Here is a 13,137-nt window from a genome sequence, read left to right as displayed (position 1 = left end):
TCTTTGCGCCGGTCCCGGCCTCCCGCACAAGCCGTTCGAGCGATCTCGCCCGTGGATGGCGATTCCGTGCGAACCGGCCTCGGGGAGACAAGCGGGCGCGCCCGGGATATCAGGAGAGTGATCGCCGGGCCTCTCCCGCGCCGCCGCGGCCATGCCGCCGGGCGCCTCGTCCCCATCGACGATCGCGCGGACCATCGCGCGGGTGGGTTGCCGGATGGAGTGGAATGCCGCTGCGCCGCATCATAACAGGCTTCGGTTCCGCGGCGCTCGCGGCCGGCCTCATCTGCGCCTGCCTGCCCTGGTCGGTCGCCCTGCCGGACCTGAACCGGTTCGTAGCGCGGGACCTCGCGCGCGCCTACGGCGTCGTGCTGAACGCAGCCGACGCCGTCGAGATCACGCTCCTGCCCCTGCCCCGCCTCGGCTTTCGCGCCGTACGCCTGACCTCGGGCAGCCCGGAGGGGCCCGTCCTCGCGGAGGGCGGAGCCCTCTCGCTCCAGCTCAACGTCGTCGCCCTGCTCGCCGGGCGCATCGACGTGAACACCATCGCGTTGGACGGCGCCACGATCCGGCTGCCGACGGGGGCCGGGGACACCCGCTGGGCCGAGCCGGTCCGTCTGCTCGAGGCGCGCCTCGGGACGGACGGATCCGCGCATCCGCGCCGGATCAGCATATCCCGCGCGGTCGCCACGGGCAGCGACCCGCGGGACGGCACGCCGCAGACGGCCCGTGACATCGATCTGTCCTTGTCCTGGCCGCACTGGAGTTCTCAGGCTGACCTCAGCGGGCGCTTCTCCTGGAACGCTGGGCCGGCCCGGTTCACGGTGACGGGCCTGCGCCCGGTCGACCTGCTGGGCGGCGATGCCAGTCCGTTCGCCCTCACGGCGAGCTGGGCGGCGGGCAACCTGGCGGCCGAGGGCAATGGCCGCATCGACGCAGACGGCATCCGGATGACCGGACGGGGCACGTTCCTGACGCGGTCCCTGCCCGAGACCCTCGCCTGGGCCGGGGGGGCGGTCGCCCTCGCGCCCTTCGTGGAGGGGTTCGGCCTCGATGGCAGCTTCGAGGTGGACGGCCGCCAACTTCTGCTGCCCAACGTCCAGGTGACGTTCGGAGCCAACCGGCTGGAGGGCGCCGGATCGGTCGACTTCGACCGGAACCGGCCCGCGATCCAGGCGACGCTCGCCGCCGAGAGCCTGAACCTCGCTCCCGTCCTCGCCGACGTGCTGCGGATGTTCGGCCTCGATGCCGGCGAAGGGGCGGGTTCCGACTGGCGGACGCGAAGCCTCGCCCTGGCGCCGCTCACGGGCGGCGACCTCGACTTGCGGCTCTCGGCGGGGGCTGCGCGCTTCGGACCGATCCTCACCGAGGATGTGGCTGCGAGCGTCCTGGTACGGGCCGGGAACATCGAGGCCGCCCTGAATCGCGCGACCCTGGCGGCCGGGACCCTGAAGGGTCGCCTCGCCCTCACCGCCTCCCCGGCCGATCCCGCGATCACCGAGATGCGGGCCCAGGGTGCGTTCGACGGACTCGACCTCGCCGCGTTCCTCGGAACGCTGCGCCAGGAGAACGGGGTGGCCGGTCGGGCCCAGGGGCAGTTCATGGCCGAAGGCTCCGGCGAGACCGCGGAACGGCTCCTGAGCCATGTGGGCGGGCACGCGGCCCTCGGCGTCGAGGGCGGAACCCTCGTGGGGGTCGACCTCGCGGAGGCCGTCCTTCTCCACGGGGCTCCCGTGCGCCGGGCCGGACGCACGGCCTTCGAGCGCGCGACCCTGAGCCTGCGCTTCACGGACGGCGTCGGTCAGGTCACCGAGGGAACCCTCGAAGGACAGGCCCTCTCCGCCTCTCTGCGGGGTCGGGTCTTCCTCCCCGACCGACGCTGCGAGGCGGTGGCGGAGGTGGTGGCGCGGAGCCCGGCGACGGAGGCCGCGCGGGCGAGGCCGACACGGTTCCTGATCGGCGGCCCCCTCGACGACCTCGCCGTGCGCGGCGTGTCCGCTGACGCCGAACCGGGCTCGCGCGGTGGATCGGTCCTGGCGCCGAACGCCCTGAGGCTCCCGACCGCCGCCCGCGCCTACGCGCCTTGAGCCCGGCGGGCCCTCAGGCCACGCCCCTGCGCCCGGTCAGCCACGAGGCGGTGAGCACGATGGCGGTGACCGTGCCGACGAGGAGCGTCGAGGCGGCGTTGATCTCCGGGTTCACCCCGAGCCTGACCTGGCTGTAGAGCCGCATCGGCAGGGTCGTGGCGCCGGGCCCCGAGACGAAGCTCGCGATGACGAGATCGTCGAGGGAGAGAGTGAAGGCGAGGAGGAAGGCCGCCGCCAGGGACGGAGCGATCAGCGGCAGGGTGACGGTGGCAAAGACCCGGGCGGGATTCGCGCCGAGATCGGCCGCCGCTTCCTCCAGCGACCGGTCGAGGCCCCGCAGGCGCGCCCCGACGATCACCGCCACGAAACCGAGCCCGAGGGTGGCGTGGGCGACCACCAGGGTGAGGAGGCCGCGATCGAGGCCGAAGCCGACGAAGAGCAGCAGCAGCGACAATCCGGTGATCACCTCCGGCATGACCAGGGGCGCGTAGATGAGCCCGGTGAAGAGCCGGCGGCCGGCAAAGCGCCCGCCCCGGTCGAGGGCGAGCGCCGCCAGGGTCCCGAACATTGTAGCGAGAGCGGAGGATGCGAGCGCCACGATGAGGGAGACCCCCGCCGCCTCCCGCAGGGGAACGTCGGCGACGAGCACCCCGTACCAGCGCGTCGAGAACCCACCCCAGACCGTGACCAGGGCCGAGGCGTTGAACGAGTAGATCACCAGGATCAGGATCGGCGCGTAGAGGAAGCCGAGGCCGAGAATCAGGGCGATGCGGTCGAGGGCCCTCACCGGCTGGGCTCCTTCGCGGTCGCCTCGCCATCGCGGAAGAGGATCAGCGGGCCGACCACCAGGACGAGGACGAGGATCGCCACCGCGGAGGCAAGGGGCCAATCGCGGTTGGAGAAGAACTCGCTCCACAGCACGCGCCCGAGCATCAGGGTGTCCGAGCCGCCGAGGAGATCCGGAATGATGAACTCGCCGACCATCGGAACGAAGCAGAGCAGCGCTCCGGCCGCCAGTCCCGGGCGGGCGAGCGGCAGGGTCACGCTCCAGAACACCCGGGCGGGCCCGGCGCCGAGGTCGGCCGCGGCCTCGGGCAGGCGTGGATCGAGCTTGGTCAGCACCGCGTAGAGCGGCAGCACCATGAAGGGCAGGTAGGCGTAGGTCAGCCCGATCAGCACCGCCCCTTGGGTGTTCAGGATCTCCAGGGGCTGCGCGATCAGCCCGAGCTTCATCAGCCCGGCGCTGAGAAGTCCCTCCGGCTTCAGGATCGCGATCCAGGCGTAGATCCGGATGAGGAAGCTCGTCCAGAAAGGCACGATGAGGAGCGCGACCAGGAGCGGCTGCCAGCGCTCGCGCGCGCGCGCCATCGCCAGGGCGATCGGTGTGCCGATCAGCGCCAGGATCGCGGTGGCGATGGCCGCGAGCGTCACCGAAGACAGGGCGGCGTCGCGGTAGAGGGCGTCGCTCGCCAGCGTCTCGAAATTGGTGAAGTCGAGGGCCTCGAGGAAGCTGTCCCAGCCCTCGATCCCCGCGCTCCAGTCGAGCACCGGCAGGTAGGGTGGCTGCGCGGTGGCCGGGGTCGACAGGCTGATCTTCAGGGTCAGGATCACCGGCATCAGCACGAAGGCCGCGAGCCAGAGGGCGGGCAGGACCGGGAGCAGCCGCCTCATGTCGCCGCCGGCATCAGCCAGGCCCGCTCCGGCGGATAGGACAGGTGGACGCTCTCGCCGACGCCGGGGCTCTCCGCATCCGCGGGCGCGCTCACCCGCCAGACCGATCCGTCGGCCATGCGGACGTGGAGCCGGATGCGGTCGCCGAGATAGGTCGTCTCGACCACCTGTCCGGGCAGGGCCGGTTCGTCCCCGGACGGGGCGCGGGCCAGCGCGATCCGTTCGGGCCGCAGGGCGATGACGCCTTCCCCGTCCGCGGCGCCGAGGGCGCGCAGGGGGCCGAGGGCGGTGTCGAGGCCGGCGAGCCCGCCGGGCTCCCGCCCCAGCACCCGGCCGGGGATGAGGTTCACGTCGCCGAGGAGCCCGGCGACGAAGCGGCTGGCCGGGCGCTCGTAGAGGCTCGCCCCGTCGCCGATCTGCACGAGGCGGCCGGCCTCCATCACGCCGATGCGGTCGGCCAGCGCCAGGGCCTCGGCGGGGTCGTGCGTGACCACGATGAAGCTTGTGCCGAGGCGCCGCTGCAGGGCGCGCAGCTCCCCTTGCGTCTCCTCGCGCAGGGCGCGGTCGAGGGCGCCCAGCGGCTCGTCGAGGAGGAGCACCTGCGGGGAGCGCGCGAGGGCCCGGGCCAGGGCCACCCGCTGGCGCTGGCCGCCCGAGAGGGTGTCGGGCCGGCGCGGGCCAAACCCGTCGAGGCGGACCAGGCGCAGGAGCTCGTCCACCCGCGCCTGGCGGACCGCACGCCCGAGGCCGGAGAGGCCGTAGGCGATATTGGCGGCCACGCTCATGTGCGGGAACAGGGCGTAGGACTGGAACATCATGTTGACCGGCCGGCGATGCGGCGGGTCCATGGTGATGTCCGCGCCGCCGAGGTGGATCGTGCCGGCGCTCGGGGTTTCGAACCCGGCGATCAGGCGGAGCAGCGTGCTCTTGCCGCATCCCGAGGGCCCGAGCAGGCAGACGAACTCGCCGGGCTGCAGGGTCAGGTCGAGGTCGGCCACCGCCACGTGCGTGCCGAAGCGCTTGCCGAGGCCGGCGCAGGTGAGCAGGCCGGCCGGGCCAGGAACAGGCGTCGACGCCATGGCGGGTGCCGGGCCCTCAGCTGTCCTCGCGCAGGGCTTCCGCCACGCGGGCCTCAAGGAGGTCGGGCCGGCGGATCACCAGGGCGCCCCGCGTCCGGTCGATGAGGCCGTCGGCGGCCATGACGGTGAATTCCCGCGTCACCTGCTCGCGGCGGCAGCCGATGCGGGCGGCGAGCACGTGGTGATAGGGCGGCGGGGTCACGACCCGTTCGCCGTCGCCGCCGGCGCGGGGGACCGACAGGCGCAGCAACTCGGCATAGAGCCGGTGGCGCAGGTCGAGGAGCGCGTGCTCCATCAGGCGGGTGTTCAGTTCGCGCACGCGCTTGGCCAGCAGGCGGAACAGCCGGTCCGCGATGGCCTCGGAGGCGAAGATGATCTGCCGGAACACGGGGGCGGGCACGACGCAGACCTCGCCGCGGGTCAGCGCGGTCACGTTGGCCGAGCGGCCGATGCCGTCGAGGGCCGCGAGTTCGCCGAAGAAGGCGCCGCCGCGCATCTCGCCAAGAATCACTTCCTTGCCAGATTGCGACCGGTTGAGGATGCGCACCTCGCCGGAGGCGAGGAAGTAGACGTCCGTGGAGACGTCGTCGTAATCGACCAGCACCTCGTTCTCGTCGAAACGGCGCCAGTGGCAGCGCGTCTCATAGACGGACAGCTCGATTCCCGGCTCCTTGAAGAACGGGATTGTCGTCAGCCGTCCTGTGGTCACGCGTCCCGCCCCCTTCGCAATGCGACAGTGATCGATACGCCGCGCAATTCCTGGGTCAAGCTTTCACGACCGCTCGGCCGCCGATAGGCGTGGATGCGAGGTCCGCGCCAACGTCCGGCACCGGCCCAGGGCACCTCACCGGGCGCTTGCCAGTGAGGCCCCGACCCCGCACAAGCGCGCCATGCTCCGCGTCAACGATCTCACCTATCGCATCGGCGAGCGCCTGATTCTCGATGGCGCTACCTTCGTCATCCCGGACCGGGCCCGCGTCGGCCTCGTCGGGCGCAACGGCGCCGGCAAGACCACGCTGTTCAAGGCGATCCTCGGCGAGCTGCCCACCGAGGGCGGTACGGTGTCGATGCCCAAGGGCATGCGCATTGGCGCGGTGGCCCAGGAGGCGCCGGCCGGCCCCGAGACCCTGCACGCTGTGGTGCTGGCCGCCGATACCGAGCGCGCGCGCCTGATGGCGGAGGCCGAACACGCCGACGGCATCCGGCGCGCCGAGATCGAGACCCGGCTGGTGGATATCGAGGCGCATTCCGCCCCCGCCCGCGCGGCGGCCATTCTGCACGGCCTCGGCTTCGACGCGGAGGCGCAAGGCCGCCCCTGCTCGGACTTCTCCGGCGGCTGGCGCATGCGCGTGGCGCTCGCCGCCGTGCTGTTCTCCGAGCCCGACCTGCTACTCCTCGACGAGCCGACCAACTACCTCGACATCGAGGGCACCATCTGGCTCTACGACTACCTGGAGCGCTATCCCCGCACGGCCGTGATCATCAGCCACGACCGCGACCTCCTCGACGAGTGCGTGGACCACATCCTGCACCTCGACCGGGGCAAGCTCAGCATCTACCGGGGCGGCTACACCAGCTTCGCCCGGCAGGTCGCCGAGAAGCGGGTGCTCCAGGCCAAGGCGAAGCAGAAGCAGGACGCCGAACGGGCGCATCTCCAGAGCTTCGTCGACCGCTTCAAGGCCAAGGCGACCAAGGCGCGCCAGGCCCAGTCCCGCGTCAAGCGCCTCGCCAAGATGGAGATCATCGCCTCTGTGATCGAGGACGACGTGCCGGCCTTCCGGCTGCCGAGCCCGGAGCGGCCGCTCTCCCCGCCCATCGTCGCGATGGAGCGGGTGCAGGCGGGCTACCCGGACCGGATCGTGCTCTCGGGGCTCAACCTCAGTCTCGCCCCCGACGACCGGGTGGCGCTGCTCGGCGCCAACGGCAACGGCAAGTCGACCTTCTGCAAGCTGATCGGCGGGCGCCTGCCCCCTTTGAGCGGTGAAATGCGGCGCTCTGGGAAAATGGAGGTCGCCTACTTCGCCCAGCATCAGCTCGACGAGTTGCGCCCGGCCGAGAGTGCCTATGCCCATGTCCGCGACCTGATGCCGGACGTGCCGGAATCCAAGGCGCGCGCGGCGGCCGCCCGCCTCGGCTTCTCGGGCACCAAGTCCGAGACGCCGGTCTCGCAGCTCTCCGGCGGCGAGAAGGCGCGCCTGCTGATGGGGTTGGCCGCCTTCAAGGGGCCGCACCTGCTCATCCTCGACGAGCCGACGAACCACCTCGACATCGAGAGCCGGCAGGCCCTGGTGGAGGCGATCAACGACTACGAGGGCGCCGTCATCCTGGTGAGCCACGACCGCTTCCTGGTGGAGGCCTGCGCAGACCGGCTCTGGCTCGTCTCGAACGGCAGCGTGAAGGCCTTCGACGGCGACATGGACGATTACCGCCGCTACGTCCTCGCCGGGCCGGAGCGCGAAGCCCAGACAAGCGCGGCCGAATCGACCGGCGGCGCCAAGGCGGTGGAGCGCCGCTCCAATGCCGACCTCCGCGTGGCGCTGGCGCCCCTGCGCAAGAAGCTCGAGGGCGTAGAGGCGCGGATGAAGAAGCTCGCCGACGCCATGGCCAAGATCGACGCGGCTTTGGCCGACGGCACCGCCTTCCAGGCCAACCCGGCCAAGGCCGGCGAACTGATGAAGATGCGCTCGGACGCGGCCACGGCTCTGGAGGCCGCCGAGGAGGAGTGGCTGGAACTCAGCGGCGAGATCGAGGGCGCCACGGCCTGAGCGAGGTCAAGTCGCTTCCCGTGGTCCAGCGATGGTCCACAAGAATGCCCCATGTTCGAGAATCCGCGCCCAGCACGCCGTCATCCCGGGGCCGCGCAGCGGAGCCCGGGATCCAGAAACGCAGGTGGCGCAAGACTTTACGCTGTCGGCGGCTCTGGATTCCGGGCTCGCCTTCGGCGCCCCGGAATGACGGTGCGGTGTCGGCTGCCTTTCCGGTGATGGGCGCTACGCAGGCATCCCCCCTCAGACTGCCGAGGCTGGCGGAACCACCCCCACTCCTGACCTCTCCCCGCAAGGGGGAGAGGGACGCGTTGCGGTCTCGGTAAAGCCGGAGCGCTTATCGTACGGCGTCACGAGCCAACGAACCCGCGATCCCCGAATCGGAAACATCCCACGCGTCAGGGCGTTTCCGACCGCGCGCAACTCGAGGGGACCAAGACGATGCCCGATGCCTACCGCCGCCGGCTCGGGCCCCTGCTGGCGCTGCTGCCGTTCGGCGCCGCCGGCGCCTGGATCGCCTATAGCCGCCTCGGCATCGATCACCATCGTCGGATGCCGCCTCCCCTGCCCGGCCGCCAGGAATGTCTCAGCAGCGACGCGGGTGGGCTGACGTTCTACGCGAGCGGACCCGAAGCGGGCGTACCGCTGCTGCTGATCCACTCCGTTAACGCGGCGGCCAACGCCTACGAGGTCCGGCCGCTCTATCTCCACTATGCAAAGGTGCGTCCGGTCTATGCCCTCGACCTGCCGGGCTTCGGCTTCTCCGAGCGCAGCGACCGGGTCTACACGCCGGAACTGATGACGGCGGCGATCCGCGCCATGACGGCCGAGATCCGGCGGAGGCATGGGGGCGCCGCCATCGACGCGGTGGCCCTCTCCTTGTCGGCCGAGTTCCTGGCCCGGGCCGCCATCGAGCGGCCGGGCGATTACCGCAGCCTCGGGCTGATCAGCCCGACCGGGTTCGACAAGCGCTTCGAGCGTCGCAACCCCTCCGGCAGCGACACGGCCCGGGCGATCGCCGCCAATCCCCTCTGGGGCCGGGCGCTGTTCGATCTCCTCGTCAGCCGCCCGAGCATGCGCTTCTTCCTGGAGAAGACCTGGGGCTCGCGCGCCATCGACGAAGGCCTGCTCGAATACGACCAGATCTCGGCCCACCAGCCCGGGGCGGAGTTAGCGCCGTTCTCGTTCCTGGCCGGACACCTCTTCGCCACCGAGACGGGCCGGGTCTATCCTCGCCTCGACCGGCCGGTCTGGATGCTTCACGGCACCCGGGGCGACTTCGTCGATTACCGCCACGCCGACCGCTTTCGTGGCGACCCGGGCTGGACCATCGACGTACTGGAGACCGGCGCCTTCCCGCATTTCGAGCGCCTGCCCGAGGTCGCGGCCCGCTACGACGCCTTCCTGGCGCGGCTGGGGCGCTGAGCCCCTGGCCGCTCGCGCCGCGCCGGGTTAGTCGAGGGGCACGCCCGCTCGCAGAAAAACCCGGAGCCCCGATGTCCGACCTCACCCTCGCCGCCGCGCAGACCATCGTCGCCACCGCCCTGGAGACCGCCCGCGCTCACAAAATGAAACCGCTGGCGGTGGTGGTTTACGATGCGCGCGGCGCCCTCAAGGCGATGGGCGCCGAGGACGGGACCTCCCTGCGCCGGGCCGAGGTGGCCATGGGCAAGGCTAATGGCTGCCTTGCCCTCGGTCTCGGCGGCCGAGCGATCCACAAGCGGGCCGAGGAGCAGGCCTATTTCGTCGCCGCAATCAGCCACCTCGCCGGCCCCGCCGCCCTGGTGCCGGTGCCGGGCGGCGTCCTCATCCGCCGGGGCGAGGCCGTGATCGGCGCGGTCGGCATCTCGGGCGACACCTCGGACAACGACGAGCTCTGCGCGGTGGCGGGCATTGAGGCGGCCGGGCTCACCGCGCAGACCGGCGCCTGAGGCGATGCTCCGCCCGCATCGGCGCCACTGCCTCGTCGGCGGGGCGGCGCTCCTGGCCGCCGGTGGCGTCGGCCGGGCCGCGGCCGCGCCGGCCGATCTCTACCGGCGCGGCAACGATGCGGACCCCGAGACCCTCGACCCGCACAAGTCCTCGACGGTGGCCGAGGCGCATATCCTGCGCGACCTCTACGAGGGCCTGCTCACCTACGACAATCACGGCGCGATCATCCCGGGGGCGGCCACCACCTGGACCGTGTCCGAGGATCGCCTGACCTACGAGTTCACCCTTCGGGCCGACGGGCGTTGGTCGAACGGCGATCCGGTGCGCGCCGCGGACTTCGTCTTCGCCCTCCGGCGCATCCTCGCCCCCGCCACGGCGGCGAAGTACGCCGAAATCCTGTTTCCCCTGAAGAACGCGCGCTCCGTCAACCAGGGCGCGCTGCCGCCCGAGGCCCTCGGCGTCGCGGCCCCGAACGAGCGGCGCCTCGTGCTGACCCTGGAGCAGCCGACGCCCTACCTGCTCGAACTCCTGACGCACCAGACCTCGCTGCCGGTGCATCCGCCCTCGGTGGCGCGCCACGGCGACGCCTTCGCCAGGGCCGCCAACAGCGTGACCAACGGCCCCTACCGCCTGCGGGAGGTGGTGCCGAACGACCGCATCACCCTGGAGCGCAACCCGCATTTCCATGCGGCCGCCACGGTTGCGATCCCCCAGGTGGCCTTCCTGCCGACGCCGGACCTGTCGAGCGCGGTCCGGCGCTACGCAGCCGGCGAGATCGACTCGCTCGCCGACCTGCCGGGCGACCAGATCGCCTCGCTCCAGGCGCGCTTCGGGACGCAGGTGGTGCTCGGTCCCGCGCTCGGGCTCTACGCGCTCGCGGTGAACACCCGCAAGGCGCCCTTCGACGACGTGCGGGTGCGGCGCGCCCTCTCCCTGGTCATCGACCGCGAATTCCTGGCGAGCAAGCTCTGGGGCGAGACCATGGAGCCGGCCTACGCGCTCTGCCCACCCGGCCTCGACCATTACCGCACGCCCCCCGAGACCGCCGGGCGCGAGGTCCTGCCGATCGACCGCGAGGACGAGGCCCGGGCGCTGCTGGCGGCGGCCGGCTTCGGCGAGGGCCGGCCCCTGCGCGTTGAGTACCGGTTCAACACCAGCGACAACAACCGCAACACCGCGCTCGCCATCGCCGACATGTGGCGCGGGATCGGCGTCGTCACCCGCTTCGTCTACACCGACGCCAAGACCCACTTCGCCTATCTCCGCGACGGAGGCGACTTTGACGTGGCGCGCATGTCCTGGATCGCCGACTATTCCGACCCGCAGAACTTTTTGTTCTTGCTGGAAAGCGGCAATGACGGGCTGAACCCCGGTCACTACAGCAACCCCGCCTACGACGCCCTAATGCGCCGGGCGGCGGCCGAGCGCGACATCGCCCGGCGGGCCGACCTCCTCTACGAGGCCGAGGCCGTCGTGGTCACCGAGCTGCCCTGGATTCCGGTGATGCACACCCGCTCGAAGGCGCTGATCGCCCCGCGCCTTGCCGGCTACCACCCGAACCTGCGCAACGCCGCCCCGACGCGCTTCCTGAGGTTGACCGCGTGATCGGCTTCGTCCTGCGCCGCCTCGCCCAGGCGATCCCGACCCTGTTCGCCGTGGTCACCGTGAGCTTCTTCCTGATCCGGCTCGCGCCGGGCGGGCCCTTCGACCTGGAGCGGCCCCTGCCGGCAGCCGCCATGGCGAACCTCGCCCGCGTCTACGGCCTCGATCAACCCCTCCCCGTCCAATACCTGCGCTATCTCGGCGCCCTGCTCACCGGCGATTTTGGACCGTCGTTCTCCTTCCGCGACCTCACCGTCGGCGACCTGTTCGCCCGCGGCCTGCCGGTTTCGATGATGCTCGGCGCCCTCGCGCTGGCGCTCGCCCTGGTGCTCGGCATCGGCCTCGGCGCGCTGGCGGCCTTCCACCGGGGCGGCATGGTCGACCGCCTCGTCGGCCTCACGGCGGGGCTGACGCTGGCGGTGCCGACCTTCGTGGTGGCACCCCTGCTGCAGATCGTCTTCGGCCTGACCTTACGCTGGCTCCCCGTCGGCAGCTGGGAGAACGGCGCGCCGGCCAACCTCGTGCTCCCGGTCATCACCCTGGCGTTGCCCCAGGTCGGGGCGCTTGCCCGGCTCACCCGCGCGTCCTTGGGCGAGGTGCTGGCCGCCCAGCCCATCCGCACCCAGCGTGCCATGGGTCTTCCGCCCCACCGCATCGCCCGCCACGCCCTGCGCGGGGCGCTGCTTCCGGTGGTCGCGATCCTCGGGCCAACGGCGGCCGCCCTGCTCACCGGATCGGTGGTGGTGGAGACGATCTTCGGCCTGCCCGGCATCGGCCGCTACTTCGTCGATGGGGCGCTCAACCGCGACTACACGCTAATAATGGGCACCGTCGTCCTGGTGGCGCTCTTCGTCATCGCCCTCAACCTCGTCGCCGACCTCCTCTCCGCGCTCCTCGACCCGCGCCTGCGGGCGGCCCGGTGAGGCACGCCCTCGCGCGCCTTACCCGCAACAGGGGCGCCCTGGCGGCCCTCGCCGTCCTGGCGCTGGTCGCCCTTGCCTGCCTCGTCGGACCCCTCCTCACCGGCCACGATCCCGCCAGGATCTATTCCGACCTCGTGCGCACCGCGCCCTCGCTCCGGTCCCATCCGCGCCCCGAGGCCATCGCCCCGGCGGTGGAGCGCCTCGCCTTCCGGATGCGGGCGACGGCCGAGGCGATCCGGGTCGAGGACGGAATCCTGCGCGTCACCCTGTCGGCGCCCGCGCCGATCAACGAACGGGCCCTGAGCTACCTGCCGCGCTCGGACCTGTTCGGCCCCGCCACGGTCGTGGCGCGGGAGGCGGAGGGACGCCGCCTCGCCGTCCAGGCACCGGTGCGGCGGCTGTATTTTCCCCTCGGCACCGACGTACTCGGACGCGACCTCCTCAGCCGCAGCCTCGTCGCCGGCCGGATCTCTCTCTTGATCGGCCTCGTCGCCACCGGCGTCGCCCTCCTCATCGGCGTCACCTATGGGGCGGTCGCGGGCTATGCCGGCGGACGGGTCGACGCGGTGATGATGCGCTTCGTCGACGTGCTCTACGCCCTGCCGTTCGTGTTCTTCGTCATTATGCTGCTGGTGTTCTTCCGAGCCGGGCTAGGGCTGATCCTCATCGCCATCGCGGCTGTCGAATGGCTCGACATGGCCCGGATCACCCGGGCGCAGACCCTGTCGCTGCGCAATCGCGATTTCGTGCGCGCCGCCGAGGCGCTCGGCCTCTCGGCCGCCGCGATCCTGCGCCGCCACATCGTGCCCAACACCCTGGGGCCCGTCACGGTGGCGGCGACCCTGCTGGTGCCCCGGGTGATCCTGCTGGAGAGCTTTCTCTCCTTCCTGGGGCTGGGCGTGCAGGAGCCGGCCACGAGCTGGGGCGCCCTCATTGCAGAGGGCTCGCGCGCCATCGAATCTGCGCCCTGGATGCTGGCGGCGCCAGCGGGATTTCTCGTCGCGACGCTGGTGGCCCTGAACGTGCTGGGCGACGGCCTCGCCGATGCCCTCGATCCGCGCCTGTCCGCTGGTCGCTGAGA

Annotated in this window: 11 protein-coding genes; 7 read left to right on the top strand and 4 right to left on the bottom strand. The window is 71.8% G+C overall.

Features of this window, described 5'->3' with window-relative positions; translation table 11 throughout:
* The first annotated feature begins 224 nt into the window (after positions 1-224).
* Positions 225-2,084 (top strand): AsmA-like C-terminal region-containing protein, encoded by a 1,860-nt coding sequence (locus MKK58_RS21070; RefSeq protein WP_243914507.1) that lies wholly within the window; start codon positions 225-227, stop codon positions 2,082-2,084.
* A gap of 13 nt (positions 2,085-2,097) precedes the next feature.
* Here MKK58_RS21070 and MKK58_RS21065 read toward each other — a convergent pair whose 3' ends face one another.
* The 4 genes from MKK58_RS21065 to MKK58_RS21050 are packed head-to-tail and all read right to left on the bottom strand — an operon-like array spanning position 2,098 to position 5,543.
* Positions 2,098-2,871: an ABC transporter permease gene (locus MKK58_RS21065; RefSeq protein ID WP_243914501.1), complete on the bottom strand. Its 774-nt coding sequence runs from the start codon at positions 2,869-2,871 to the stop codon at positions 2,098-2,100.
* Entirely contained in the window at positions 2,868-3,755 is an 888-nt protein-coding gene (locus MKK58_RS21060) for an ABC transporter permease (RefSeq protein ID WP_243914500.1), read from the bottom strand. Before MKK58_RS21060 ends, MKK58_RS21065 begins: the two co-directional genes overlap by 4 nt.
* Positions 3,752-4,834 carry an ABC transporter ATP-binding protein gene (locus tag MKK58_RS21055; RefSeq protein WP_243914499.1) on the bottom strand — a complete coding sequence of 361 codons (1,083 nt, stop codon included), beginning with the start codon at positions 4,832-4,834 and terminating at the stop codon, positions 3,752-3,754. The genes MKK58_RS21060 and MKK58_RS21055 overlap by 4 nt, the downstream gene beginning before the upstream one ends.
* 16 nt (positions 4,835-4,850) lie before the next feature.
* Entirely contained in the window at positions 4,851-5,543 is a 693-nt protein-coding gene (locus tag MKK58_RS21050; RefSeq protein ID WP_055952878.1) for a Crp/Fnr family transcriptional regulator, read from the bottom strand.
* Positions 5,544-5,724: 181 nt separating this feature from the next.
* Between MKK58_RS21050 and MKK58_RS21045 the strand changes: the two genes are divergently transcribed.
* The 6 genes from MKK58_RS21045 (at position 5,725) to MKK58_RS21020 (ending at position 13,135) form a co-directional block, all read left to right on the top strand.
* Positions 5,725-7,599, top strand: coding sequence for an ABC-F family ATP-binding cassette domain-containing protein (locus MKK58_RS21045; RefSeq protein ID WP_243914498.1), 1,875 nt, complete (start codon positions 5,725-5,727; stop codon positions 7,597-7,599).
* A gap of 441 nt (positions 7,600-8,040) precedes the next feature.
* Positions 8,041-9,024, top strand: a complete 984-nt coding sequence (locus MKK58_RS21040) for an alpha/beta fold hydrolase (protein ID WP_243914497.1) — start codon at positions 8,041-8,043, stop codon at positions 9,022-9,024.
* A 71-nt stretch (positions 9,025-9,095) separates the two neighbouring features.
* Positions 9,096-9,530 (top strand): GlcG/HbpS family heme-binding protein, encoded by a 435-nt coding sequence (locus MKK58_RS21035; RefSeq protein WP_243914496.1) that lies wholly within the window; start codon positions 9,096-9,098, stop codon positions 9,528-9,530.
* Positions 9,531-9,534: 4 nt separating this feature from the next.
* Entirely contained in the window at positions 9,535-11,136 is a 1,602-nt protein-coding gene (locus MKK58_RS21030) for a peptide ABC transporter substrate-binding protein (protein ID WP_243914495.1), read from the top strand.
* The gene (locus MKK58_RS21025) at positions 11,133-12,056 is read left to right on the top strand and encodes an ABC transporter permease (RefSeq protein ID WP_243914493.1); all 924 of its coding nucleotides are present in this window, start codon (positions 11,133-11,135) and stop codon (positions 12,054-12,056) included. The genes MKK58_RS21030 and MKK58_RS21025 overlap by 4 nt, the downstream gene beginning before the upstream one ends.
* A complete protein-coding gene (locus tag MKK58_RS21020) occupies positions 12,053-13,135 on the top strand; it encodes an ABC transporter permease (RefSeq protein ID WP_243914490.1) in 1,083 nt (360 codons plus the stop codon). The genes MKK58_RS21025 and MKK58_RS21020 overlap by 4 nt, the downstream gene beginning before the upstream one ends.
* Positions 13,136-13,137: the final 2 nt, after the last annotated feature.

Origin of the sequence: Methylobacterium sp. J-078 (assembly GCF_022829285.1) — a bacterium.
Taxonomy (GTDB): Bacteria; Pseudomonadota; Alphaproteobacteria; order Rhizobiales; family Beijerinckiaceae; genus Methylobacterium.
The sequence above is the reverse complement of the archived record's forward strand: the minus strand, read 5'-3'. Positions and strand labels throughout refer to the sequence as shown.

Bases quoted from the DNA above. Each gene is read 5' to 3' on its own strand.
- MKK58_RS21070 (WP_243914507.1), top strand. From the start codon at position 225: ATGCCGCTGCGCCGCATCATAACAGGCTTCGGTTCCGCGGCGCTCGCG.
- MKK58_RS21060 (WP_243914500.1), bottom strand. From the start codon at position 3,755: ATGAGGCGGCTGCTCCCGGTCCTGCCCGCCCTCTGGCTCGCGGCCTTC.
- MKK58_RS21055 (WP_243914499.1), bottom strand. From the start codon at position 4,834: ATGGCGTCGACGCCTGTTCCTGGCCCGGCCGGCCTGCTCACCTGCGCC.
- MKK58_RS21045 (WP_243914498.1), top strand. From the start codon at position 5,725: ATGCTCCGCGTCAACGATCTCACCTATCGCATCGGCGAGCGCCTGATT.
- MKK58_RS21040 (WP_243914497.1), top strand. From the start codon at position 8,041: ATGCCCGATGCCTACCGCCGCCGGCTCGGGCCCCTGCTGGCGCTGCTG.
- MKK58_RS21035 (WP_243914496.1), top strand. From the start codon at position 9,096: ATGTCCGACCTCACCCTCGCCGCCGCGCAGACCATCGTCGCCACCGCC.
- MKK58_RS21030 (WP_243914495.1), top strand. From the start codon at position 9,535: ATGCTCCGCCCGCATCGGCGCCACTGCCTCGTCGGCGGGGCGGCGCTC.